Below are 19552 nucleotides of genomic sequence, written 5' to 3'. Positions count from 1 at the left end.
GCCAGTGCCGGAACCGCATGCTTCGGGCTTTGCGCCTGGACAGAGCGATCCCGGCTTCCGCCGGGATGACGGGGAAGTGCTTTCCTCTCCACCTCGGCCATCGTGACACCGTCCAACCGGTGAAGAGATTTCAATGCCGACGATCAACCAGCTGGTCCGCAAGGGCCGCGAACCGCAGAAGGCCAAGTCCAAGGTCCCTGCGATGGAGCAGAACCCGCAGAAGCGCGGCGTGTGCACCCGCGTCTATACGACGACCCCGAAGAAGCCGAACTCGGCGCTCCGCAAGGTCGCCAAGGTGCGCCTCACCAACCAGCGCGAGGTCATCTCGTACATCCCGGGCGAAGGCCACAACCTGCAGGAACACAGCGTCGTGCTGATCCGCGGCGGGCGTGTGCGCGACCTTCCCGGCGTGCGTTACCACGTGCTGCGCGGCGTGCTCGACACGCAAGGGGTCAAGGACCGCAAGCAGAGCCGCTCGAAGTACGGCGCCAAGCGTCCGAAGTAAGGTTTCAGCCCGGCGCTAGTTCAATCCGCGCCCGGCACCCGACGAAAGGGTGCCTTGGGTGGCCGGCCAAAAGAGCCGGACAAGCGGAGCGGGCCGGAGCCGCAAGCCCCGACGGAGGTCGGGGCGCACTCCGAAGGAGTTCAAGACAATGTCACGTCGTCGTCGTCCCGAGAAGCGGGAAATCCTGCCTGATCCGAAGTTCGGAGATCAGGTCCTGTCGAAGTTCATGAACAACCTCATGTACGACGGCAAGAAGTCCACTGCCGAAAGCATCGTCTACGGCGCGCTCGACACCGTCGAGAGCCGTGCCAAGGCGAACCCGCTGGAGGTGTTCCACAACGCGCTCGGCAACATCGCCCCGCAAATCGAGGTCCGTTCGCGGCGCGTCGGCGGTGCGACGTACCAGGTGCCGGTCGAGGTCCGTCCGGAACGCGCCCAGGCGCTCGCCATCCGCTGGCTCATCACCGCCGCCCGCGGCCGTGCCGAAACCACGATGGCTGCACGCCTCTCGGGCGAGCTGATGGACGCCGCCAACAACCGCGGCAACGCAGTGAAGAAGCGCGAGGACACGCACCGCATGGCGGACGCGAACCGCGCCTTCTCGCATTATCGCTGGTAATCACTACATAGGGGGCGCGCTGCTTCGGCAGCCGTCCCCCAGACCCCGAGGAATTTGAAATGGCCCGCGAATATCCGCTGGAGCGCTATCGCAATATCGGCATCATGGCGCACATCGATGCCGGCAAGACCACCACGACCGAGCGTATCCTCTACTACACCGGCAAGTCCTACAAGATCGGCGAAGTCCACGACGGCGCCGCCACGATGGACTGGATGGAGCAGGAGCAGGAGCGCGGGATCACGATCACCTCGGCCGCGACCACGACCTTCTGGACGCCCGAAGACGCCACGATGGACCCCCGCTCGGATCCCGAGGCGCTTCGTGCGGACATGCCGAAGTACCGCATCAACATCATCGACACCCCCGGCCACGTCGACTTCACCATCGAAGTCGAGCGCAGCTTGCGCGTCCTCGACGGCGCGGTCGCGGTGTTCGACGGCGTCGCGGGCGTGGAGCCCCAGTCGGAAACCGTCTGGCGCCAGGCCGACAAGTACGGCGTTCCGCGGATGTGCTTCATCAACAAGCTCGACCGTACCGGCGCGGACTTCTACTATTGCGTCCAGTCGATCGTCGACCGCCTCGGCGCCAAGCCGCTGGTGCTCTATCTCCCGATCGGTGCGGAAAGCCAGCTCAAGGGCGTGGTGGACCTCGTCAACAACCGCGGCATCGTGTGGCAGGCCGAAGACCTCGGTGCGAAGTACGAGTTCATCGACGTGCCGGCCGACATGGCCGACAAGGTCGCCGAATACCGCGAGAAGATGATCGAACTCGCCGTCGAGCAGGACGACGAGGTGATGGAAGCCTATCTCGAGGGCAACGAGCCCGACGCGGCGACCCTCAAGAGGCTCATCCGCAAGGGGACCATGGCGCGCGACTTCGTGCCCGTGACGTGCGGCTCGGCGTTCAAGAACAAGGGCGTCCAGCCCCTGCTCGACGCGGTCGTCGATTACATGCCGAGCCCGCTCGACGTGCCGGCGATCAAGGGCGTCCTGCCCGACAGCGACGAGGAGGCCGAGCGCCCCTCGAGCGACGACGAGCCGTTCAGCGCGCTGGCGTTCAAGATCATGAACGACCCGTTCGTGGGCAGCCTGACCTTCACCCGCATCTATTCGGGCAAGCTGGCCAAGGGCCAGGTCCTGAACAGCGTGAAGGACAAGAAGGAAAAGATCGGCCGCATGCTGCTGATGCACTCGAACAACCGCGAGGACATCGAAGAGGCATTCGCGGGCGACATCGTCGCGCTGGCGGGCATGAAGGACACCACCACCGGTGACACCCTGTGCGATCCGGCCAAGCCGATCATCCTCGAGCGCATGGAATTCCCCGAGCCCGTCATCGAACTCTCGGTGGAACCCAAGACCAAGGCCGACCAGGAGAAGATGGGCATCGCGCTCAATCGCCTCGCGCAGGAGGATCCGTCCTTCCGCGTGTCGACCGACCACGAAAGCGGCCAGACGATCATCAAGGGCATGGGCGAGCTTCACCTCGACATCCTCGTCGATCGCATGAAGCGCGAGTTCAAGGTCGAGGCCAACGTGGGCGCGCCGCAGGTGGCCTACCGCGAGTATCTCGGTAAGCCGGTCGACGTCGACTACACCCACAAGAAGCAGTCGGGCGGCTCCGGCCAGTTCGGCCGCGTCAAGGTCAAGGTCACCCCGGGTGAGCGCGGCCAGGGCTTCGTCTTCGAAGACAACATCAAGGGCGGCAACATCCCCAAGGAATACATCCCGGCGATCGAGAAGGGTTTCCGCGAGCAGGCCGAAAGCGGCTATCTCGTCGGCTTCCCGATCATCGACTTCACCGTCGAACTCTACGACGGTGCGTACCACGACGTCGACTCGAGCGCGATCGCGTTCGAAATCGCAGGTCGCGGCGCGATGCGCGAAGTGGCGCAGAAGTCGGGCATCAAGCTGCTCGAGCCGATCATGAAGGTGGAAGTCGTCACTCCCGAGGATTATCTCGGCGACGTGATCGGCGACATCAACAGCCGGCGCGGCCAGATCCAGGGCACCGACAGCCGCGGCAACGCGCAGTCGGTCGAGGCGATGGTCCCGCTCGCGAACATGTTCGGCTACGTCAACGAACTGCGGTCCTTCACCCAGGGCCGTGCGCAATACTCGATGCAGTTCTCGCACTACGACGAAGTCCCCGCGAACGTCGCGGCTGAAGTCAAGGAGAAGCTTGCCTAAGGCAGGTCATCCGTCTAGGGGCGGCACCCGATTCACCGGGTGCCGCAACCCGACTTGGTGAAATTCAATTCCAGACAGAGGTTAAGGTCAAAATGGCTAAGGAAAAATTCCAGCGGAACAAGCCGCACTGCAACATCGGCACCATCGGTCACGTCGACCACGGCAAGACCACGCTGACCGCCGCGATCACCAAGGTGCTCGGCGCCCCGGTCGACTTCGCAAACATCGACAAGGCGCCCGAAGAGCGTGAGCGCGGCATCACCATCTCGACCGCACACGTCGAGTACGAGACCGACGCCCGCCACTACGCGCACGTCGACTGCCCGGGTCACGCCGACTACGTGAAGAACATGATCACCGGTGCCGCCCAGATGGACGGCGCGATCCTGGTCGTGAACGCCGCCGACGGCCCGATGCCGCAGACCCGCGAGCACATCCTGCTCGCCCGCCAGGTCGGCGTGCCGGCGCTGGTCGTGTACATGAACAAGGTCGATCAGGTCGACGACGAGGAAATCCTCGAACTCGTCGAGCTGGAAGTCCGCGAGCTGCTCAGCTCGTACGACTTCGACGGCGACAACATCGCCATCGTCAAGGGTTCGGCCCTGGCCGCGCTCGAGGGTCGTGACCCCGAGATTGGCGAGAGCTCGATCAAGGCGCTCATGGATGCCGTGGACGAGCACATTCCGCAGCCGGAACGTCCGGTCGACCGTCCGTTCCTGATGCCGATCGAAGACGTGTTCTCGATCTCGGGCCGCGGTACCGTGGTCACCGGCCGCGTTGAGACCGGCGTTGTGAACGTGGGCGACGAAGTCGAGATCATCGGCATCAAGGACACCCAGAAGACCACCGTCACGGGCGTCGAAATGTTCCGTAAGCTGCTCGATCGCGGCGAAGCCGGCGACAACATCGGCGCGCTGATCCGCGGCATCGGCCGTGAGGACGTGGAGCGTGGCCAGGTTCTGGCCAAGCCGGGTTCGGTCACGCCGCACACCGATTTCGATGCCGAAGTCTACGTGCTGTCGAAGGACGAGGGTGGCCGTCACACGCCGTTCTTCGCCAACTACCGTCCGCAGTTCTACTTCCGCACCACCGACGTGACCGGTGAGGTCGTCCTCCCCGAGGGCACCGAGATGGTCATGCCGGGCGACAACGTCACGATCGGCGTCAAGCTGATCGCGCCGATCGCCATGGACGAAGGCCTGCGCTTCGCTATCCGCGAAGGCGGCCGCACCGTCGGCTCGGGCGTCGTCTCGAAGATCACCAAGTAAGACTGGCGATCCGATCAAGGTTCGGGCCCGCTTCCCTACGGGGAGGCGGGCCCTTTCCTTTTCGGAGACAGGGCGGCCTTCGCCTGGGTTTGCCGCTAGGGAGCACCGGCTAGCAAATTCCCGGCCATCGGGGGTTGCCAGCGCCCGGCGTCAACCGTATAGGCCCGCTCACAGACGGAGATTCGTCGCTTCGGCGGACCTTCGGACAATCGAATTTCAGGAAAGGTCGCCCGTTCCGGGGAACCGGGATCCAGCGGGTCGGGCCTTTCTTTGTTTGCGGGTTGGAACCGGACGACGGTGAAGGCTCGCTTGGCTCTTTCGCATCGGTACAGGTAATGGAAGCTCAGAACATCCGCATCCGCCTCAAGGCGTTCGACCACCGCGTTCTCGACCAGGCGACTGGCGAAATCGCAGACACGGCGCGTCGTACGGGTGCTCTCATTCGCGGCCCCATTCCCATGCCGACGCGTATCGAGAAGTTCACCGTGAACCGCGGCCCGCACATCGACAAGAAGTCGCGCGAGCAGTTCGAGGTGCGCACCTACAAGCGGCTGCTCGACATCGTGCAGCCCAACGCCCAGACCGTGGACGCGCTAATGAAGCTCGACCTGGCAGCCGGCGTAAACGTCGAGATCAAGCTGGCTTGATCCGACGGACAAGGGATACCTCCGGCACGTAGCCGGGCAGCGTCCCCCGTCTCGTCTTCCCGTTTCGGGAAGGCACTTTGGCCCGGACGGGGCGACGCATGACAATCTGGGCCAAGCAAGCCTCTCGGGATGGTCCCGACAGGCCTCTGTAAGGAGAACGGATCATGCGCTCCGGCGTGATCGCTAAGAAAGTCGGGATGACCCGCCTGTTCCAGGAGGACGGACGTCACGTTCCCGTGACCGTCCTGTCGCTGGAAGACTGCCAGGTCGTATCGCACCGCACCTCCGACCGGGACGGCTATTTCGCCGTCCAGCTCGGCGCGGGCGAGGCCAAGCACAAGAACGTGAACAAGCCGCAGCGCGAAGCTTTCGCGAAGGCGGATGTCGGCCTGAAGATGCGCGTCGCGGAATTCCGCGTCGAAGGTGAAGACGGGCTAATCCCCGTCGGCTCGACCATCTCGGCCGAACATTTCGTCGCCGGCCAAAAGGTCGACATCACCGGTCACACGCAGGGCAAGGGCTTCGCCGGCGCCATGAAGCGTTGGGGCTTCGGTGGTCTGCGCGCCACGCACGGCGTCTCGCTCTCGCACCGTTCGCACGGTTCGACGGGTAACCGCCAGGATCCGGGCCGCGTCTTCAAGAACAAGAAGATGGCAGGCCACATGGGTGACCGTCAGCGCACTCAGCAGAACCTCGAGATCGTGCGCACCGACGCCGATCGCGGTCTGCTGTTCGTGAAGGGCTCGGTTCCGGGCTCGAAGAACGGCTGGCTGCTCGTCCGCGACGCCGTGAAGCTCAAGATGCCGGAAGATCTGCCGTTCCCCGGTGCGATCCTCGACAAGAAGTCGACCGCGCCCGAGCACGACGAGGCCGCGCCCGGGATGGTCGAAGCCGCCGCCGAGCATGAGGTCGTCGATCAGGTCGCTCCTGAAATGCAGGAGCAACTGGCCGAGCAGCAGCAGGCAGGCGCCGGTGACGATGTCACCCCCTCGGTCGGCGAAGAAACTCCCGAGAACGGCGACGCTGCCGGCTCGGACGATAACAAGGAGGGCTGAGCCGTGAAGGTGAAGGTCCAGAATCTCGACGGCACGGAGGTCCAGGGGGCCGCCGGCGACGTCGAACTGAACGACGCCGTCTTCGGTGTCGAACCGCGGCAGGACATCCTGCACCGCGTCGTCACCTGGCAGCTGTGGAACCGCCGTGCGACGGCGCGTCCCACGCGCGAGCGCAGCGATGTCGCGCGCACCGGCAAGAAGTTCGGTCGCCAGAAGGGCGGCGGCACGGCTCGCCACGGCGACCGCGCGGCCCCCGTGTTCATCGGCGGCGGCAAGGCGCACGGTGCCAAGAAGCGCGATTTCAATATCTCGCTCAACAAGAAGATCCGTGCGCTCGGCATGAAGATGGCGCTCTCGACCAAGGCCAGGGATGGCCTCGTCGTGGTCGACAGTCTCGAGCTCAAGGATGCCAAGACCAAGGCGCTGGCCGAGCAGTTCGGCAAGAACGGTTGGAACGGCAAGATCCTCGTGATCGACGGCGATGCGGTCGAAGGTTCGTTCGCGCGGGCCGCGGGCAACCTGCCGGGCGTCAACGTCCTGCCGGCCGTGGGCGCCAACGTCTACGACATCCTGAAGCACGACACGCTGGTCCTCACCAAGGCCGCGGTCGAGAAGCTGGAGGCCCGTTTCAATGGCTAAGGCAGCAAAGCAGGTGGACGCGCGTCACTACGACGTAATCGTTGCCCCGCACATCACCGAGAAGTCGACGCTTGCTTCCGAGCACAACGCGGTCGTCTTCAAGGTGGCGGGCGATGCCACCAAGAGCCAGATCAAGGAGGCCGTCGAGGCCATCTACGATCGCAAGGTGGCGAAGGTGAACACCATCGTCGTCAAGGGCAAGACGAAGCGCTGGAAGGGTCGTCCCTACACGCGCACCGACATGAAGAAGGCGATCGTGACGCTGGCCGAGGGCCAGGACTCGATCGACGTCACGAGCGGGATCTGAGGCAATGGCACTCAAGAACTACAAGCCGACCAGCCCGGCCCGCCGCGGCCTGATCCTGGTCGACAAGTCGGGCCTGTGGAAGGGCAAGCCGGTCAAGGCGCTTACCGAAGGCAAGCGCAAGACGGGCGGCCGCAACAACAAGGGCCACGTCACGTCGCGCGGGATCGCCGGCGGTCACAAGCAGAAGTACCGCTACATCGACTTCAAGCGTCGCAAGTGGGACATGGCCGCGACCGTGGAGCGGATCGAATACGATCCCAACCGCACCGCCTTCATCGCGCTGGTGAAGTACATCGACGGCGAACAGGCCTACATCATCGCGCCGCAGCGTCTTGCGGTCGGTGACGAGGTGATCGCGGGCGAGAAGACCGACACCAAGCCGGGCAACGCTATGCTGCTGGGCCAGATGCCGGTCGGCACGATCTGCCACAACGTCGAGATGAAGCCGGGCAAGGGCGGCCAGATCGCCCGTTCGGCCGGCAACTACGTCCAGATCGTCGGCCGCGACCGCGGCATGGTGATCGTCCGTCTCAACAGCGGCGAGCAGCGCTACCTGCGCGCCGACTGCATGGGCACGGTGGGCGCGGTGTCGAACCCCGACAACCAGAACCAGAACTTCGCCAAGGCCGGCCGTAGCCGCTGGATGGGCAAGCGTCCGCTGACCCGCGGCGTGGCGAAGAACCCGGTCGACCACCCGCACGGCGGTGGTGAAGGCCGCACCTCGGGCGGCCGTCACCCGGTCACCCCGTGGGGCAAGCCGACCAAGGGCGCCCGGACCCGCAAGAACAAGGCGACGGACAAGATGATCATCCGTTCGCGTCACGCCAAGAAGAAGAGGTAATCGAGATGGCTCGTTCCGTCTGGAAAGGTCCGTTCGTCGACCTCCACCTGCTGAAGAAGGCCGAGGACGCGCAGGAGAAGAGCGCGCGCGGTGCGATCAAGACCTGGTCGCGTCGTTCGACGATCCTGCCGCAGTTCGTCGGTCTGACCTTCAGCGTCTACAACGGCCAGAAGTTCATTCCGGTCTCCGTCAATGAAGACATGGTCGGCCACAAGCTCGGCGAGTTCGCGCCTACGCGCAGCTTCCCCGGCCACGCCGCCGACAAGAAGGGCAAGCGCTGATGGGCAAGCAGAAAGCTCCCCGCCGCGTGGGCGACAACGAGGCGCTGGCCGTCGGCACCACGATCCGTGGTTCGGCGCAGAAGCTCAACCTCGTTGCGGGCCTGATCCGCGGCAAGAAGGCCGAAGAGGCGCTGAACATCCTCGCCTTTTCCAAGAAGGCGATGGCGCGCGATGCGTCGAAGGTGCTCGCATCCGCGATCGCCAACGCCGAGAACAACCACAATCTCGACGTCGACGCGCTCGTCGTCGCCGAGGCGTCGGTCGGCAAGTCGGTCACCATGAAGCGCTTCCACACCCGTGGTCGCGGCAAATCGACCCGCATCCTGAAGCCGTTCAGCCGGCTCCGGATCGTGGTTCGCGAAAGCGAGGAGGCCTAAGTCATGGGTCACAAGAGCAACCCGATCGGCCTGCGCCTGCAGATCAACCGGACTTGGGACAGCCGCTGGTATGCCGAAGGGCACGACTACGCCAAGCTGCTCAGCGAAGACATCGAGATCCGCAAGCACATCGTCGACAGCCTGCCGCAGGCCGCGATCAGCAAGGTCGTGATCGAGCGTCCGGCGAAGCTGTGCCGCGTATCGATCTATGCTGCCCGCCCAGGTGTCATCATCGGCAAGAAGGGCGCGGACATCGAGAAGCTTCGTTCGAAGCTCGCCACGATGACCGAGAGCGAAGTGAAGCTCAATATCGTCGAGATCCGCAAGCCCGAGATCGACAGCAAGCTCGTCGCCCAGGGTATCGCCGATCAGCTGATCCGCCGCGTGGCGTTCCGCCGGGCGATGAAGCGCGCGATGCAGTCCGCGATGCGCCTCGGTGCCGAAGGCATCAAGGTGATGTGCGGCGGCCGTCTCGGCGGCGCGGAGATCGCCCGTGTCGAGCAGTACCGCGAAGGTCGCGTTCCGCTTCACACGCTGCGCGCCAACGTCGACTATGCCGAGGCCGAGGCGCTGACCGCGTACGGCGTGATCGGCATCAAGGTGTGGATCTTCAAGGGCGAGATTCTCGGCCACGATCCGATGGCAACTGACCGGTTGATGATGGAGGCTCAGACCTCCGGCGTCCGCCCGGCCGGCGATCGCCGCTAAGGTAGAGCAAGAGACATGCTGCAACCGAAGAAAACCAAGTTCCGCAAGGCCTTCAAGGGCCGGATCAAAGGCGACGCCAAGGGCGGCACGACGCTGAACTTCGGCTCGTACGGCCTCAAGGCGCTCGAGCCGGAGCGGGTCACCGCCCGCCAGATCGAGGCGGCGCGCCGTGCGATCACGCGCCACATCAAGCGCCAGGGTCGCTTGTGGATCCGCATCTTCCCGGACGTTCCGGTCTCGAAGAAGCCGGCCGAGGTCCGCCAGGGCAAGGGCAAGGGCTCGATCGAATACTGGGCCGCTCGCGTGAAGCCGGGCCGCGTCCTGTTCGAACTCGACGGCGTTCCCGGCCCGCTCGCGGCCGAAGCGTTCGAGCGTGCGGCGATGAAGCTGCCGATCAAGACCAAGGTCATCGCCCGCCTGGGCGACACCAGCCACCTGGGAGGCGAATGATGGCCAAGAAGCCGACCAAGGCCGACGCCGGCAATGGCAAGGCCGCCGACATGCGCGCCAAGACCGACGACCAGCTGTCCGAACAGCTCGTCGACCTGAAGCGCGAGGCGTTCAACCTCCGCTTCCAGGCCGCGACGAACCAGCTCGAACGGCCCGCGCGGATCAAGGAAGTCCGCCGCGACATCGCGCGCATCAAGACGCTGCAGGGCGAGCGTACTCGCACTGCCGAAGCGAAGTAAGGAAAGCGATATGCCCAAGCGTATCCTGATCGGGACCGTCGTTTCCGACAAGACCGAGAAGACCGTGACCGTGCTGGTCGAGCGCAAGGTGAAGCACCCGCTCTACGGCAAGATCATCCGTCGTTCGAAGAAGTACCACGCCCACGACGAGGGCAACGAGTACAAGCCCGGCGACGTGGTCCGCATCGAGGAGACCAAGCCGATCTCCAAGACCAAGACCTGGGCCGTGAAGGACCGGGTGCAGGCCGGCGGCGTGCAGGCGGTCGACGCCGATCTCGACGTCATGGAAGCCAAGCCGACCGGTGCTCCGGTCAAGCCGGCCGCCAAGAAGGAAGACGCCGCAGCCGAAGGCTGAGCGACTTCCCGAGAAGAGTTTTTGAGGAACTGCCGGGCCACGGTCGAACGAGGTCCCGGTAAGCCGAACGAGAAGGAACCGGATCAATGATCCAGATGCAATCCAATCTCGACGTCGCGGACAACAGCGGCGCGAAGCGCGTCCAGTGCATCAAGGTGCTGGGCGGCTCGAAGCGCCGGACCGCGGGCGTCGGCGACGTGATCGTCGTCTCCGTCAAGGAGGCGCAGCCCCGCACGCGCGTCAAGAAGGGCGACGTCCACCGTGCGGTGATCGTGCGCACCAAGAAGGACGTTCGCCGTCCCGACGGCAGCGTGATCCGTTTCGACAGCAATGCCGCCGTCCTCGTGAACAAGAACGAGGAGCCGATCGGCACCCGTATCTTCGGCCCCGTGGTACGTGAACTTCGCGGCCGCGGCTTCATGAAGATCATCTCGCTCGCACCGGAGGTTTTGTAATGGCCGGCGCCAAGATCAAAAAGGGCGACAGCGTCGTCGTGCTCTCGGGCAAGGACAAGGGCCTGACCGGCACCGTCCAGACCGTGATGCCGAAGGACGGCAAGGTCGTCGTCGACGGGATCAACGTGATCGCCCGTCACCGCAAGCCGACCCAGCAGAACCCGCAGGGTGGCATCGACCGCAAGCCGGCCCCGATGCACATGAGCAAGGTGGCGCTGGCCGATCCCAAGGACGGCAAGCCGACCCGCGTCCGCTTCGAAACGAAGGACGGGCGCAAGGTCCGCGTCGCCGTCAAGTCCGGGGAGACCATCGATGGCTGACAAGAACACCGCTCCGCGCCTGAAGGCGAAGTACGAGACCGAGATCGCGAAGGCGATGACCGAGAAGTTCGGTTACAAGAACGCGATGGAAGTGCCCAGGCTGGACAAGATCACGCTCAACATGGGCGTGGGCGAGGCGAGCCAGGACAAGAAGAAGGTCCAGACCGCCGCCGAGGAAATGGCGCTGATCGCCGGTCAGAAGCCGGTCATCACGAAGGCGAAGAAGTCGATCGCGCAGTTCAAGCTGCGTGAGGGCATGCCGATCGGTGCGAAGGTGACCCTTCGCCGCGAGCGGATGTACGAATTCCTCGACCGCCTGGTGACGATCGCCATGCCCCGCATCCGCGACTTCCGCGGGCTGAACCCGAAGAGCTTCGACGGTCGCGGCAACTATGCGATGGGCCTGAAGGAACAGATCATCTTCCCGGAAATCTCGTACGACAAGATCGAGAAGGTCCGGGGTATGGACATCATCGTCACCACCACCGCGAAGACCGACGACGAAGCGCGCGAGCTTTTGCGCCTGTTCGGTTTCCCGTTCCCCCGCGAGGAAGCTGCTGAAGAGCAGCAGGCCGCGGCGTGACCCAGATTTGAGGAAGAGAGCTTAAGTCCATGGCGAAACTGAGTTCGATCAACAAGAACGAGCGGCGCAAGAAGCTCGTGAAGAAGTACGCCGGCAAGTATGCCCGGCTGAAGGAAATCGCGGACGACGAGTCGAAGGACGAGTCCGAGCGCTTGATCGCGCGCCTGAAGATGGCCGAGATCCCGCGCAACGCGAACCCGACCCGGGTGCGCAACCGCTGCTCCACCACTGGCCGCCCGCGCGGCTACTATCGCAAGTTCGGCCTCTGCCGCGTCGAGCTCCGGGACCTTGGCAACAAGGGCATGATCCCCGGTCTCACGAAGTCGAGCTGGTGAGGAACTGACCGATGGCTATGACCGATCCCCTGGGTGACATGCTCACCCGCATCCGCAACGGCCAGCAGGCGAAGAAGGACAGCGTCCTGACTCCCGCCAGCAAGCTGCGCGCGAACGTTCTCGAAGTGCTCCAGCGGGAAGGCTACATCCGTGGCTTCTCCGACGACGCTTCGGGCAAGCATCCGCAGTTGCGGATCGAACTGAAGTATTTCGAAGGCGAGCCCGCGATCAAGCACGTGGCCCGCGTTTCGAAGCCCGGCCGCCGCGTCTATTCGGGTTCGAAGGAACTGCCGATCGTGCGCAACGGCCTCGGCATCACCATCGTCTCGACGCCCCGAGGCGTGCTCTCGGATGCCGAGGCACGGACTCAGAACGTCGGCGGCGAAGTGCTCGCGGAGGTGTTCTGATGAGCCGCATCGGTAAAGTGCCGGTGACGATCCCCAGCGGGGTCGATGCCCGGATCGAAGGCGATACGCTGACCGTCAAGGGGCCGAAGGGCACCCTGTCGATGGGTCTTAGCGACAACGTCACCTATACGCTCGAGGACGGCAAGATTTCGATCAGGCCGGCCAACGACACGCGCACCGCTCGCAATTTCTGGGGCATGCAGCGTACGCTGGTCTCGAACCTGGTTGCAGGCGTCACCGAGGGTTTCTCGAAGACGCTCGACATCAAGGGCGTCGGCTATCGCGCCTCGGCGCAGGGCAAGACGCTCAAGCTGCAGCTCGGCTACAGCCATGACGTCGATCTCCCCGTGCCGGAAGGGCTCGAGGTGAAGACCCCGGACCAGACCACGGTCGAGGTCTCGGGCATCGACAAGCAGGCCGTTGGCCAGTTCGCCGCCGAAATCCGCCGCTGGCGCAAGCCCGAGCCCTACAAGGGCAAGGGTATCGCCTATCGCGGCGAGTACATCTTCCGCAAGGAAGGGAAGAAGAAGTAAGATGGCCAAGCTTTCCCTCTTCGAGCGCCGCCGCCGCCGCGTGCGCACCGCGATCAAGGCGCGTGCGGGCACGCGTCCCCGCCTGTCGGTGCACCGCACCGGCAAGCACATCTACGCGCAGATCATCGACGATGCCGCCGGCAAGACCGTCGCCGCCGCCAGCACGCTTGGCGGTGACACATCGGGTGCGAACGTCGATGCCGCCGCCAAGGTCGGCAAGGATATCGCCGAAGCCGCCAAGAAGGCCGGCGTTTTCTCCGTCGTGTTCGATCGCGGCGGGTTCCTGTTCCACGGCCGCGTCAAGGCGCTGGCCGACGCCGCCCGCGAAGGCGGCCTGGAGTTCTGATGATGGCTGACGAAAACACCACCAACGAAGCCACTGCCGAAACGCAGAACGCTGTCGTCAACGAGAAGCCGGCGATCGCCGACACGCCGTCCGAAGCGGCCGAGACCCAGAGCGCCGAGAGCGGCGATCCGACGCAGCCGCGTGGCCGCGGCGGCCGGGGCGGCGGCGACCGGGGCGGTCGGGGCGGCAACCGCGAAGGCGGTCGTGGCCGTGGCGGCCGCGATGGCCGCCGGGACAACCGCCGCGAGGAAGAAGACGACGGCATCATCGAGAAGCTGGTCCACATCAACCGCGTCTCCAAGACGGTGAAGGGCGGCAAGCGCTTCGGCTTCGCGGCGCTGGTCGTCGTGGGCGACGGTTCGGGCCGTGTCGGTTTCGGTCATGGCAAGGCGCGCGAAGTGCCCGAGGCCATTACCAAGGCGACCGCTTCGGCGAAGAAGAAGATGATCCGCGTTCCGCTCAAGGAAGGCCGCACCCTCCACCACGACGGCAAGGGCCGTTTCGGTGCGGGCAAGGTCAACGTACGCAGCGCGCCTGCGGGTACCGGCATCATCGCCGGCGGCCCGATGCGCGCCGTGTTCGAGAGCCTGGGCGTGGCCGACGTCGTGACCAAGTCGGTCGGCACGTCGAACCCCTACAACATGATCCGCGCCACCTTCGCCGCGCTGCAGGACCAGACTTCGCCGAAGTCGGTCGCGCAGCGTCGCGGCAAGAAGGTCGCCGACCTCCTGGGTCGCGGCGGTGCGAGCGAGACCGAGGCGGAAGCCGACGCCCTCGCGATCACGGAGTAACTGCAATGGCGAAGATCAAGCTCAAGCAGATCGGCAGCCCGATCCGCCGCCCGGAAAGCCAGAAGAAGATCCTGGTCGGCCTGGGTCTCGGCAAGATGCACCGCGAAGTCGAACTGGAGGACACTCCGGAAGTTCGCGGCGCCATCGCCAAGCTGCCCCACATGGTCGAGATCGTCGACTGACATCGTATCCCCGCCTCCGGGCGGGGATAGCGCGACAAAAGCGAAAGCGAGTGCACTGACATGAAACTGAACGACATCCGCGACAACGAAGGCGCCCGTCACCGCAAGATGCGGGTCGGCCGGGGCATCGGTTCGGGCAAGGGCAAGACTGCGGGCCGCGGCCAGAAGGGCCAGAAGGCCCGTTCCGGTGTGGCCATCAAGGGCTTCGAGGGCGGCCAGATGCCGCTCCACATGCGCCTGCCGAAGCGCGGCTTCAACAACCCGAACGGCAAGGACTACGCCGAGGTGAACTTGGGCATGATCCAGAAGTTCATCGACGCCGGCACCCTCAAGGCCGACGGCACGCTCGACCACGACGCGCTCAAGGCCGCCGGCCTCGCGCGTGGCGGCAAGGACGGCGTCCGCTTGCTCGGCAAGGGCGAACTGACCAGCAAGGTCAGCCTCAAGGTCACCGGCGCTAGCAAGGGCGCGATCGAAGCTGTCGAGAAGGCCGGCGGTTCGGTCGAGGTTATCGAGGCCGCGCGCACCGAAGCCGAGAAAAAGGCCGAGCGCACCGCGGCCAACAAGGCCAAGAAGAACGCCTGACGAAAAACGGCGGCGCGGGGTTCGACATCGGACCCCGCGCTTCCTATGTAGCCCCCCAAGCCGGGAGGGGCCGGCGCTGACAAGGATTTACGGGTAGTCCCATGGCATCACGCGCCGACAACATCGCGAGCAGTCTTTCCCTCGCGAACTTCGGCAAGGCGACCGAACTGAAGAACCGCATCTGGTTCACGATCGCCGCGCTCATCGTTTTCCGCTTCCTCAGCTTCGTGCCGCTGCCGGGCGTCAATCCGCTCATCCTGGAGCAGTTGTACGCGCAGACGCAGGGCGGCATCCTCGACCTGTTCAACACCTTCTCGGGCGGCAGCCTGGAGCGCATGAGCCTCATCGCGCTCGGCATCATGCCCTACATCACCGCGTCGATCGTGGTACAGCTTGCCGCTTCGCTCCATCCGGCGCTCGCCGCCATGAAGAAGGAAGGGGCCAGCGGCCGGCAGAAGCTCAACCAGTACACCCGCTACGGCACTGTATTCCTGTGCGCAGTGCAGGGCTGGTTCCTTGCCTCCGGTCTCGAGGCCTATGGCGCGTCGAGCGGACTGCAGGCGGTTGTGGCACCCGGCGTGATGTTCCGCGTCACCGCGGTCATCAGTCTCGTCGGCGGCTCGATGTTCCTCCTGTGGCTGGGCGAGCAGATCACCAGTCGCGGCATCGGCAACGGCGTCTCGCTCATCATCATGGCGGGCATCGTCGCCCAGTTCCCGAAGTTCGGCGCCAACATCTTCGAAGGCGCCCGCTCGGGCTCGATCAGTGGGTTCGTGATTGTCGGCCTCATCGTGATGATCGTCGGCCTCGTGCTGTTTATCGCCTTCATGGAGCGTGCCCAGCGCCGCCTGCTGATCCAGTACCCAAAGCGCGCGAGCGCCAAGGGCATGATGCAGGCCGATCGCAGCCACCTCCCGCTCAAGCTCAACACCGCGGGCGTTATTCCGCCGATCTTCGCGAGTTCGCTGCTGCTGCTGCCGCTGACCATCAGCCAGTTCGCCGGGCAGGCCATCGATCCCGAGAGCACCGGCGGTTCGATCATCAACACGCTGAACTTCTACCTCCAGCATGGGCAGCCGCTGTATCTCGCGCTGTACGCGGCGGGCATCATCTTCTTCGCGTTCTTCTACACCGCGGTGGTCTTCAACCCCGAGGAGACGGCGGAGAACCTGAAGAAGAACGGCGGGTTCATCCCCGGCATCCGCCCGGGCAAGCGGACGCAGGACTATCTCGATTACGTCCTCACCCGCATCACCGTTATCGGCGCGATCTACCTGACGCTTGTCTGTGTGATACCCGAATTCATGTTCACCCAGACGGGCATCCAGATGGTCATGGGCGGCACCAGCCTGCTGATCGTCGTGAACGTGACCGTCGACACCATCAGCCAGATCCAGTCGCACCTGCTGGCGCACCAGTACGGCGACCTGATCAAGAAGGCGAAGCTCAAGGGCCGTTTGCGCTAGTCGCGCACGGCCGGGTTGAAGGGCCGCCCTGGCTGGGGCATTGAGCGTGCGAAGGGGAAGCGCGACGTGAACATCATCCTGTTGGGTCCGCCGGGCGCGGGCAAGGGAACCCAGGCCCAGCGCCTCGAGGAGCGTCGCGGGATGCGCCAGCTCTCGACCGGCGACATGCTGCGCGCGGCGGTCAAGGCCGGCACGCCTGTCGGGCTCGAGGCGAAAGCGGTGATGGAGCGCGGCGAACTCGTCAGCGACGAGATCGTCAGTAAGCTGATCGACGCCGAACTGGCCGCGATGGGCGAGGGCGCTGGCGCCATCTTCGACGGGTATCCCCGCACCGAGGCACAAGCCCGATCCCTCGACGGAATCCTCGCGCTACACGGTCGGACGCTCGATCACGTGATCGAACTCGAGGTGAACGAGGACGCTCTGGTCGAGCGTATCACCGGCCGCTTCACCTGCGCCAACTGCGGCGCGGGCTATCACGATGTTTTCAAGCAGCCGGCGGTCGCCGGAGTGTGCGACAAGTGCGGATCGGCCGAGTTCAAGCGGCGGCCGGACGACAACGAGGAAACGGTCCGCACCCGCATGGCCGAATACCGAGCCAAGACTGCGCCGATCCTGCCGGTCTACGAAGCGCGCGGGATCGTCCACCGGATCGACGGGATGGCGGACATCGACGCCGTGAGCGAGGCGATCGCGGAAATTCTCGCCAGCTGATTGTCGGTTCTGCCGAGCGGTCGGTCCGGCGGGGCGGAGCAGAACCCTGAAATCGGCCGTATGATCGGTGCGAGGTTTTGACCTTCTCTCCCCGAGCGTGTAGGACCGTGACCCTGACGGCGCCCTATAGGGTGGCCATGTCCGTTTATGCGCGCTCGGGCATTGACCCGCGCGGCGAATCGCTATAGTCGCGCGCACATTCGATACAGCGGAACGGGTCCGGCGGTGCCTTGCGCGCCAACCGGGCTTTTTGCCGTAAGGCCGACCGGCCCCGTATCGAACCGCGATGAGATAGGGACGGCTTACGCCTCGTGTCCCTGTGGAGCATGGAGAACTAAGTGGCTCGTATTGCCGGGGTAAACCTCCCCACCAACAAGCGCGTGATCATCGCGCTGACCTACATCCACGGTATCGGCCGCACGACGGCCGTCCAGATCGCCGACAAGCTGGGCATCGATCACACCCGCCGCGTGCAGGACCTGACCGACGCCGAGGTGCTGCAAATCCGTGAGACGATCGACGCCGACCACCAGGTCGAAGGCGACCTTCGCCGCGACACCGCGATGAACATCAAGCGTCTGATGGATCTCGCCAGCTATCGCGGCCTGCGCCACCGCAAGGGCCTCCCGGTCCGCGGCCAGCGCACCCACACCAACGCCCGTACCCGCAAGGGCAAGGCCAAGCCGATCGCCGGCAAGAAGAAGTAAGTCGCTGCGCCTCGCGATCGTCCGATCGCATCGGGGCGCGCAGCTTCTCTCTTGGATTTAGGACAGGAATTCCCACATGGCACGTGAACCCCAGCGTATTCGCCGGCGCGAGCGCAAGAACATCTCCAGCGGCGTCGCGCACGTGAACGCCAGCTTCAACAACACCATGATCACCATCACCGACGCACAGGGCAACGCGATCAGCTGGTCTTCGGCCGGCATGATGGGTTTCAAGGGCAGCCGCAAGTCGACTCCCTATGCCGCCCAGGTCGCCGCCGACGATGCCGGCAAGAAGGCCGCCGAACACGGTGTCCGCACGCTCGAGGTCGAGGTCAAGGGCCCCGGCTCGGGCCGCGAAAGCGCGCTGCGCGCATTGCAGGCGGTCGGCTTCACGATCACCTCGATCCGCGACGTGACCCCGATCCCGCACAACGGGGTCCGGCCGTCCAAGCGCCGCCGCGTCTGATTGCCTGCCCGGCGGCAGGGGCCCGGCCCCGCCGCCGCCTTTTCGCAGGATCGGACGCCGCCCGGCGCCGGTCCTGAACCCATTTGAACCCCAGGGGATATCCATGGCCGTCAACACCAAGAACTGGCAGGAACTCAAGAAGCCCAACACCCTCGAGGTCAAGGATGCCGCCAAGGGCCGCAAGGCCACCTTCGTGGCCGAGCCGCTCGAGCGCGGGTTCGGCCTCACCCTCGGCAACGCGCTGCGCCGCGTGCTGCTGTCGAGCCTCCAGGGCGCGGCAATCACCTCGATCAAGATCGAGAATGTACTTCATGAATTTTCCTCGCTCGCCGGCGTGCGCGAGGACGTGACTGACATCGTCCTCAACGTGAAGCAGATCGCGCTGAAGATGGAGGGCGAAGGCCCCAAGCGCCTGCAACTGGCCGCCACCGGCCCGGGCGAGGTCAAGGCCGGCGACATCGCCGTTTCCGGTGACATCGAGGTCATGAACAAGGACCTCGTGATCTGCCACCTCGACGAAGGCGCGAACCTCAACATGGAACTGACCGCCGACAGCGGGAAGGGCTACGTGCCGGCCGTGGGCAACCGCCCGGTCGATGCGCCGATCGGCCTCATTCCGGTCGACAGCCTGTACTCGCCGGTTCGCCAGGTCAGCTACAAGGTCGAGAACGCCCGCGTGGGGCAGGAGCTCGACTTCGACAAGCTGTCGCTGACCATCGAGACCGACGGCACCGTGACCCCCGAAGATGCCGTGGCCTACGCCGCGCGCATCCTCCAGGACCAGCTCGCGCTCTTCGTCCACTTCGAGGAAGGCATCCCGGCCGCTTCGAGCCCGATGATCGGCATGGCTGCGCAGCCCGAGGAATCGGATGCCAACCAGCTCAATCGCTACCTTCTCAAGAAGGTGGACGAGCTGGAGCTGTCGGTGCGTTCGGCCAACTGCCTCAAGAACGACAACATCATATACATCGGCGACCTGGTCCAGAAGACCGAGGCCGAGATGCTCCGCACGCCGAACTTCGGCCGCAAGAGCCTCAACGAGATCAAGGAAGTCCTGAGCTCGATGGGCCTGCGCCTCGGCATGGACATCCCGGGCTGGCCGCCCGAGAACATCGAGGAAATGGCGAAGAAGCTCGAGCAGGAGCTGCTCGGCTGATAGCCTGACGGGGCATGGGCCGG

General features: G+C 65.0%; 30 protein-coding genes. All 30 read left to right on the top strand.

The window, feature by feature from the left end; genetic code table 11:
• Window positions 1-133 precede the first annotated feature (133 nt).
• A complete protein-coding gene (rpsL, locus tag D4766_RS02220) occupies window positions 134-505 on the top strand; it encodes a 30S ribosomal protein S12 (protein WP_019831557.1) in 372 nt (123 codons plus the stop codon).
• Between the two features lie 148 nt (window positions 506-653).
• A complete protein-coding gene (rpsG, locus tag D4766_RS02215) occupies window positions 654-1124 on the top strand; it encodes a 30S ribosomal protein S7 (protein WP_120715977.1) in 471 nt (156 codons plus the stop codon).
• Between the two features lie 59 nt (window positions 1125-1183).
• Window positions 1184-3316, top strand: a complete 2133-nt coding sequence (gene fusA / locus D4766_RS02210) for an elongation factor G (protein WP_120715976.1) — start codon at window positions 1184-1186, stop codon at window positions 3314-3316.
• Between the two features lie 92 nt (window positions 3317-3408).
• Window positions 3409-4584: an elongation factor Tu gene (gene tuf / locus D4766_RS02205; protein ID WP_120715975.1), complete on the top strand. Its 1176-nt coding sequence runs from the start codon at window positions 3409-3411 to the stop codon at window positions 4582-4584.
• A 335-nt stretch (window positions 4585-4919) separates the two neighbouring features.
• Window positions 4920-5231: a 30S ribosomal protein S10 gene (rpsJ, locus tag D4766_RS02200; RefSeq protein WP_006831877.1), complete on the top strand. Its 312-nt coding sequence runs from the start codon at window positions 4920-4922 to the stop codon at window positions 5229-5231.
• Window positions 5232-5395: 164 nt separating this feature from the next.
• Window positions 5396-6286 carry a 50S ribosomal protein L3 gene (gene rplC, locus D4766_RS02195; RefSeq protein WP_120715974.1) on the top strand — a complete coding sequence of 297 codons (891 nt, stop codon included), beginning with the start codon at window positions 5396-5398 and terminating at the stop codon, window positions 6284-6286.
• Between the two features lie 3 nt (window positions 6287-6289).
• On the top strand, window positions 6290-6925 hold the full coding sequence (rplD, locus tag D4766_RS02190) for a 50S ribosomal protein L4 (protein ID WP_120715973.1): 636 nt from the start codon (window positions 6290-6292) through the stop codon (window positions 6923-6925).
• Window positions 6918-7232 (top strand): 50S ribosomal protein L23, encoded by a 315-nt coding sequence (locus D4766_RS02185; RefSeq protein WP_120715972.1) that lies wholly within the window; start codon window positions 6918-6920, stop codon window positions 7230-7232. Before rplD ends, D4766_RS02185 begins: the two co-directional genes overlap by 8 nt.
• Window positions 7233-7236: 4 nt before the next feature.
• On the top strand, window positions 7237-8073 hold the full coding sequence (gene rplB / locus D4766_RS02180; protein WP_120715971.1) for a 50S ribosomal protein L2: 837 nt from the start codon (window positions 7237-7239) through the stop codon (window positions 8071-8073).
• 5 nt (window positions 8074-8078) lie between these two features.
• Window positions 8079-8354: a 30S ribosomal protein S19 gene (rpsS, locus tag D4766_RS02175; protein WP_057884058.1), complete on the top strand. Its 276-nt coding sequence runs from the start codon at window positions 8079-8081 to the stop codon at window positions 8352-8354.
• On the top strand, window positions 8354-8731 hold the full coding sequence (gene rplV / locus D4766_RS02170) for a 50S ribosomal protein L22 (RefSeq protein ID WP_120715970.1): 378 nt from the start codon (window positions 8354-8356) through the stop codon (window positions 8729-8731). Before rpsS ends, rplV begins: the two co-directional genes overlap by 1 nt.
• Before the next feature lie 3 nt (window positions 8732-8734).
• Window positions 8735-9439 (top strand): 30S ribosomal protein S3, encoded by a 705-nt coding sequence (gene rpsC / locus D4766_RS02165; protein ID WP_120715969.1) that lies wholly within the window; start codon window positions 8735-8737, stop codon window positions 9437-9439.
• Window positions 9440-9454: 15 nt separating this feature from the next.
• Window positions 9455-9889 carry a 50S ribosomal protein L16 gene (gene rplP, locus D4766_RS02160; protein ID WP_120715968.1) on the top strand — a complete coding sequence of 145 codons (435 nt, stop codon included), beginning with the start codon at window positions 9455-9457 and terminating at the stop codon, window positions 9887-9889.
• Window positions 9889-10128: a 50S ribosomal protein L29 gene (gene rpmC, locus D4766_RS02155; protein ID WP_120718005.1), complete on the top strand. Its 240-nt coding sequence runs from the start codon at window positions 9889-9891 to the stop codon at window positions 10126-10128. Before rplP ends, rpmC begins: the two co-directional genes overlap by 1 nt.
• Before the next feature lie 10 nt (window positions 10129-10138).
• Window positions 10139-10483 (top strand): 30S ribosomal protein S17, encoded by a 345-nt coding sequence (gene rpsQ, locus D4766_RS02150; protein ID WP_120715967.1) that lies wholly within the window; start codon window positions 10139-10141, stop codon window positions 10481-10483.
• 86 nt (window positions 10484-10569) lie between these two features.
• Entirely contained in the window at window positions 10570-10938 is a 369-nt protein-coding gene (gene rplN, locus D4766_RS02145) for a 50S ribosomal protein L14 (protein WP_057884052.1), read from the top strand.
• Window positions 10938-11258 carry a 50S ribosomal protein L24 gene (gene rplX / locus D4766_RS02140; RefSeq protein ID WP_120715966.1) on the top strand — a complete coding sequence of 107 codons (321 nt, stop codon included), beginning with the start codon at window positions 10938-10940 and terminating at the stop codon, window positions 11256-11258. Before rplN ends, rplX begins: the two co-directional genes overlap by 1 nt.
• Window positions 11251-11841: a 50S ribosomal protein L5 gene (gene rplE, locus D4766_RS02135; RefSeq protein ID WP_120715965.1), complete on the top strand. Its 591-nt coding sequence runs from the start codon at window positions 11251-11253 to the stop codon at window positions 11839-11841. The genes rplX and rplE overlap by 8 nt, the downstream gene beginning before the upstream one ends.
• Window positions 11842-11870: 29 nt before the next feature.
• Window positions 11871-12176, top strand: coding sequence for a 30S ribosomal protein S14 (gene rpsN, locus D4766_RS02130; protein WP_120715964.1), 306 nt, complete (start codon window positions 11871-11873; stop codon window positions 12174-12176).
• Window positions 12177-12187: 11 nt separating this feature from the next.
• Entirely contained in the window at window positions 12188-12583 is a 396-nt protein-coding gene (rpsH, locus tag D4766_RS02125; protein ID WP_120715963.1) for a 30S ribosomal protein S8, read from the top strand.
• Window positions 12583-13116, top strand: coding sequence for a 50S ribosomal protein L6 (gene rplF, locus D4766_RS02120; RefSeq protein ID WP_120715962.1), 534 nt, complete (start codon window positions 12583-12585; stop codon window positions 13114-13116). The genes rpsH and rplF overlap by 1 nt, the downstream gene beginning before the upstream one ends.
• A 1-nt stretch (window position 13117) precedes the next feature.
• Entirely contained in the window at window positions 13118-13462 is a 345-nt protein-coding gene (gene rplR / locus D4766_RS02115) for a 50S ribosomal protein L18 (RefSeq protein WP_120715961.1), read from the top strand.
• Window positions 13462-14253 (top strand): 30S ribosomal protein S5, encoded by a 792-nt coding sequence (gene rpsE, locus D4766_RS02110; protein ID WP_120715960.1) that lies wholly within the window; start codon window positions 13462-13464, stop codon window positions 14251-14253. Before rplR ends, rpsE begins: the two co-directional genes overlap by 1 nt.
• A gap of 5 nt (window positions 14254-14258) precedes the next feature.
• Window positions 14259-14435 (top strand): 50S ribosomal protein L30, encoded by a 177-nt coding sequence (rpmD, locus tag D4766_RS02105; RefSeq protein ID WP_120715959.1) that lies wholly within the window; start codon window positions 14259-14261, stop codon window positions 14433-14435.
• Between the two features lie 60 nt (window positions 14436-14495).
• Window positions 14496-15020, top strand: coding sequence for a 50S ribosomal protein L15 (gene rplO / locus D4766_RS02100; RefSeq protein ID WP_120715958.1), 525 nt, complete (start codon window positions 14496-14498; stop codon window positions 15018-15020).
• Window positions 15021-15121: 101 nt separating this feature from the next.
• On the top strand, window positions 15122-16486 hold the full coding sequence (gene secY / locus D4766_RS02095) for a preprotein translocase subunit SecY (protein WP_120715957.1): 1365 nt from the start codon (window positions 15122-15124) through the stop codon (window positions 16484-16486).
• A gap of 66 nt (window positions 16487-16552) precedes the next feature.
• A complete protein-coding gene (locus D4766_RS02090) occupies window positions 16553-17200 on the top strand; it encodes an adenylate kinase (RefSeq protein WP_120718004.1) in 648 nt (215 codons plus the stop codon).
• Between the two features lie 338 nt (window positions 17201-17538).
• On the top strand, window positions 17539-17907 hold the full coding sequence (rpsM, locus tag D4766_RS02085; RefSeq protein ID WP_120715956.1) for a 30S ribosomal protein S13: 369 nt from the start codon (window positions 17539-17541) through the stop codon (window positions 17905-17907).
• A gap of 76 nt (window positions 17908-17983) precedes the next feature.
• Window positions 17984-18373: a 30S ribosomal protein S11 gene (gene rpsK, locus D4766_RS02080; RefSeq protein WP_047820301.1), complete on the top strand. Its 390-nt coding sequence runs from the start codon at window positions 17984-17986 to the stop codon at window positions 18371-18373.
• A 103-nt stretch (window positions 18374-18476) separates the two neighbouring features.
• Window positions 18477-19529 (top strand): DNA-directed RNA polymerase subunit alpha, encoded by a 1053-nt coding sequence (locus D4766_RS02075; RefSeq protein WP_120715955.1) that lies wholly within the window; start codon window positions 18477-18479, stop codon window positions 19527-19529.
• The last annotated feature ends 23 nt before the right edge of the window (window positions 19530-19552 follow it).

The sequence above is a fragment of the Tsuneonella amylolytica genome (assembly GCF_003626915.1).
Lineage (GTDB): Bacteria > Pseudomonadota > Alphaproteobacteria > Sphingomonadales > Sphingomonadaceae > Tsuneonella > Tsuneonella amylolytica.
The sequence above is the reverse complement of the archived record's forward strand: the minus strand, read 5'-3'. Positions and strand labels throughout refer to the sequence as shown.

Excerpts from the sequence above, each read along its gene's own strand:
- rplF (WP_120715962.1), top strand. The coding sequence starts at position 12,583 with ATGAGCCGCATCGGTAAAGTGCCGGTGACGATCCCCAGCGGGGTCGAT.
- rpsL (WP_019831557.1), top strand. The coding sequence starts at position 134 with ATGCCGACGATCAACCAGCTGGTCCGCAAGGGCCGCGAACCGCAGAAG.
- rpsQ (WP_120715967.1), top strand. The coding sequence starts at position 10,139 with ATGCCCAAGCGTATCCTGATCGGGACCGTCGTTTCCGACAAGACCGAG.
- D4766_RS02185 (WP_120715972.1), top strand. The coding sequence starts at position 6,918 with ATGGCTAAGGCAGCAAAGCAGGTGGACGCGCGTCACTACGACGTAATC.
- rpsK (WP_047820301.1), top strand. The coding sequence starts at position 17,984 with ATGGCACGTGAACCCCAGCGTATTCGCCGGCGCGAGCGCAAGAACATC.
- rpsS (WP_057884058.1), top strand. The coding sequence starts at position 8,079 with ATGGCTCGTTCCGTCTGGAAAGGTCCGTTCGTCGACCTCCACCTGCTG.
- rpsN (WP_120715964.1), top strand. The coding sequence starts at position 11,871 with ATGGCGAAACTGAGTTCGATCAACAAGAACGAGCGGCGCAAGAAGCTC.
- rpsH (WP_120715963.1), top strand. The coding sequence starts at position 12,188 with ATGGCTATGACCGATCCCCTGGGTGACATGCTCACCCGCATCCGCAAC.
- rplC (WP_120715974.1), top strand. The coding sequence starts at position 5,396 with ATGCGCTCCGGCGTGATCGCTAAGAAAGTCGGGATGACCCGCCTGTTC.
- rpsC (WP_120715969.1), top strand. The coding sequence starts at position 8,735 with ATGGGTCACAAGAGCAACCCGATCGGCCTGCGCCTGCAGATCAACCGG.
- rpmC (WP_120718005.1), top strand. The coding sequence starts at position 9,889 with ATGGCCAAGAAGCCGACCAAGGCCGACGCCGGCAATGGCAAGGCCGCC.
- tuf (WP_120715975.1), top strand. The coding sequence starts at position 3,409 with ATGGCTAAGGAAAAATTCCAGCGGAACAAGCCGCACTGCAACATCGGC.
- rplN (WP_057884052.1), top strand. The coding sequence starts at position 10,570 with ATGATCCAGATGCAATCCAATCTCGACGTCGCGGACAACAGCGGCGCG.
- rplV (WP_120715970.1), top strand. The coding sequence starts at position 8,354 with ATGGGCAAGCAGAAAGCTCCCCGCCGCGTGGGCGACAACGAGGCGCTG.
- rplO (WP_120715958.1), top strand. The coding sequence starts at position 14,496 with ATGAAACTGAACGACATCCGCGACAACGAAGGCGCCCGTCACCGCAAG.
- rplE (WP_120715965.1), top strand. The coding sequence starts at position 11,251 with ATGGCTGACAAGAACACCGCTCCGCGCCTGAAGGCGAAGTACGAGACC.
- secY (WP_120715957.1), top strand. The coding sequence starts at position 15,122 with ATGGCATCACGCGCCGACAACATCGCGAGCAGTCTTTCCCTCGCGAAC.
- fusA (WP_120715976.1), top strand. The coding sequence starts at position 1,184 with ATGGCCCGCGAATATCCGCTGGAGCGCTATCGCAATATCGGCATCATG.
- rplP (WP_120715968.1), top strand. The coding sequence starts at position 9,455 with ATGCTGCAACCGAAGAAAACCAAGTTCCGCAAGGCCTTCAAGGGCCGG.
- rpsG (WP_120715977.1), top strand. The coding sequence starts at position 654 with ATGTCACGTCGTCGTCGTCCCGAGAAGCGGGAAATCCTGCCTGATCCG.
- rplX (WP_120715966.1), top strand. The coding sequence starts at position 10,938 with ATGGCCGGCGCCAAGATCAAAAAGGGCGACAGCGTCGTCGTGCTCTCG.
- rpsE (WP_120715960.1), top strand. The coding sequence starts at position 13,462 with ATGATGGCTGACGAAAACACCACCAACGAAGCCACTGCCGAAACGCAG.
- rpsJ (WP_006831877.1), top strand. The coding sequence starts at position 4,920 with ATGGAAGCTCAGAACATCCGCATCCGCCTCAAGGCGTTCGACCACCGC.
- rplR (WP_120715961.1), top strand. The coding sequence starts at position 13,118 with ATGGCCAAGCTTTCCCTCTTCGAGCGCCGCCGCCGCCGCGTGCGCACC.
- D4766_RS02075 (WP_120715955.1), top strand. The coding sequence starts at position 18,477 with ATGGCCGTCAACACCAAGAACTGGCAGGAACTCAAGAAGCCCAACACC.
- rpmD (WP_120715959.1), top strand. The coding sequence starts at position 14,259 with ATGGCGAAGATCAAGCTCAAGCAGATCGGCAGCCCGATCCGCCGCCCG.
- rplB (WP_120715971.1), top strand. The coding sequence starts at position 7,237 with ATGGCACTCAAGAACTACAAGCCGACCAGCCCGGCCCGCCGCGGCCTG.